Raw genomic sequence first — 2,101 nt, forward strand, 5'->3', positions numbered from 1 at the left:
AGGGGCCTGAGCCGGGTGCGCGTACGGGTCCAGGTCGCGGAAGGCGGATCGGTCGACTACCTGCCGCAGGCGACGGTCGTCACCGCGGGCGCGGACCACCGGGCCCAGCTGTCCGTTGACCTCGCGGCGGACTCGCGAGCCCGCTGCCGAGAGGTCCTCGTCCTCGGGCGCTGGCAAGAAAAAGCGGGCCGACTGGTCGCGAGCACGCACGCCATTCGGGACGGAATCCCGTTGCTGCGCCAGGAAATCGACCTCGGCGAGGCGCTGCTGCGCTCCAGCAGCAGCGCCCTGGCCGGCGCCCGCGTCCTGGCCACCGAGTTCATCGCCACCGAGCAGAACCCGCCCCGGGCCGCGAGCGGCCCATGGTGGTCCCTGTCCCCGCTGGCCGCAGGCGGTGCGCTGGCTTCCACACTCGCCCCGGACGCGGCCACCACCGAACACCGCCTTTCCGAAGCGCTTTCCCACCACCCTGACGCCAAGACCTTCGCCGACCACACATGGTGAACAGTTCGATCACGTGTCCCTCTGACGTCGAGGCTGAGGGCACTTCTCCGCCAGACATGGCAGAAATGGCGCACGCATATACGGGTCGTGGACGATGATGCCAAAATTTGAATATCGACGAAGCCGGGCACTGACCCCCACCGTGCTCGACATAAAAGCCCGCTGCGCCAGCGCATAGTATACCGACGATCCCCTGGTGGATGGTGTCAGCACGTGACTCCCTCGTGTTGAAACATCGTGGTTTCCCGACGTTCACATATGTGAGACCAACGGCCTCATCTGGTTTTCCCCCGCACACGCCCGTTATTCTGCTCGTTGTCCACATGCAATGGAGCTGGTCGCCGAGCATCGTGCGCGGGAACTCCACTGGCCCGCGCGACCGGGAGGCGCTGTGGTGACGGGCCCCTGGGACGGAGGACCCCATGAGCTGTGAACTCCTGCTGTTGACCGGTGAGAAGGACTGTCTGTCGGTGCTGCCCTCGCTGCCGCTGCTGCCGCACGAGGTGCGCCTGCTGCCGCCGGATCCTGGTGCGGTGCTGTCCGCGAGCCAGCACCGGGCCGTGTTGGTCGACGCCCGCGGCGACCTCGCCGCTGCCCGCGAGCTGTGCCGAGTGCTCGCCGGCGGGGACGTCCCAGTCGTTGCGGTTGTAAACGAGGGTGGCCTGGTAACCATCACCACGGGGTGGGGCGTGGACGAGATCCTGCTGCCCACGGCGGGTCCAGCCGAGGTGGACGCGCGGCTGCGCCTGCTGACCGCACGGCGCTCGCCATCGGCCGAAGAGGAGTCGCTGACCCTCGGCGACCTCTGCATCGAGGAGGACACTTGCACCGCCCGACTCAAGGGCCGCGCGCTTGAGCTGACCTATAAGGAGTTCGAGCTGCTCAAGTACCTCGCCCAGCACGCGGGTCGGGTGTTTACCCGGACGCAGCTGCTACGCGAGGTGTGGGGCTACGATTTCTTCGGCGGCACCCGCACGATCGACGTCCACATCCGGCGGCTGCGGGCCAAGCTCGGCCCGGAGCACGAATCGATGATCGGCACCGTGCGCAACGTCGGCTACAAATTCGTGCGTCCCTCGTCCACGAGTAGCCGAGCCAGCAAAACGCTACTCGCCGACGATGCCCAAGCCCAGGCTGCGGAGGCCGTCGAGGCTGCCGCAACCAACGAGGTCGCAACCTCCAGGAACCGTGGATCTCACGCCGATCTGGCGCGGCCGCGAGATCGGCGTTTCCCGCCCGCCCGGACATGAGGGTGGAACACGGACCAGCGACACGTCGTCGGCATCGTGGCTGGATCCGACTGTCAGGAGTGGTACTTCCGGTGCACGGCCGGTTGGTCTTCTCCGCATTCGACCCCGACGACTACCAAACGGCCGGACACCGCACCGGGATGATGTCAGCCATAGTGCTGGTGCTGCTGACCGCGGCTACCGCGCTCATGGCCTCCCAGGTCGGCGCGATCCTCACCGTGGCCTTCCTGCTCGCAGCACCCAGTGCGGCCCGAGCAGTGGTGCGCGGACCCGTGGCCCAGGGCCGCGGCAGCCTGACATGGTCCTGGGCGCGCGTGCGGATCGTCGGTGCGGCTAGGAGCGGCGAT

The 2,101-nt window shown here is 67.8% G+C and carries 3 protein-coding genes; all 3 read left to right on the forward strand.

Translation table 11 applies throughout. The features are described from left to right. Positions 1-504, forward strand: a 504-nt coding sequence (locus IJH84_RS27650; RefSeq protein WP_295150811.1) for an urease accessory protein UreD, incomplete at its 5' end; no start/stop codon positions are given. 422 nt (positions 505-926) lie between these two features. Then, positions 927-1,754 (forward strand): response regulator transcription factor, encoded by an 828-nt coding sequence (locus IJH84_RS27655; protein WP_295150813.1) that lies wholly within the window; start codon positions 927-929, stop codon positions 1,752-1,754. Between the two features lie 71 nt (positions 1,755-1,825). Next, on the forward strand, positions 1,826-2,101 hold a 276-nt coding region (locus IJH84_RS27660; protein WP_295150815.1), incomplete at its 3' end, for a metal ABC transporter permease.

The sequence above is a fragment of the Saccharopolyspora sp. genome, assembly GCF_017434145.1.
GTDB classification, from domain to species: Bacteria; Actinomycetota; Actinomycetes; order Mycobacteriales; family Pseudonocardiaceae; genus Saccharopolyspora_C; species Saccharopolyspora_C galaxeae.

Coding starts and splice junctions, on each gene's coding strand:
- IJH84_RS27655 (WP_295150813.1), top strand. CDS start 927: ATGAGCTGTGAACTCCTGCTGTTGACCGGTGAGAAGGACTGTCTGTCG.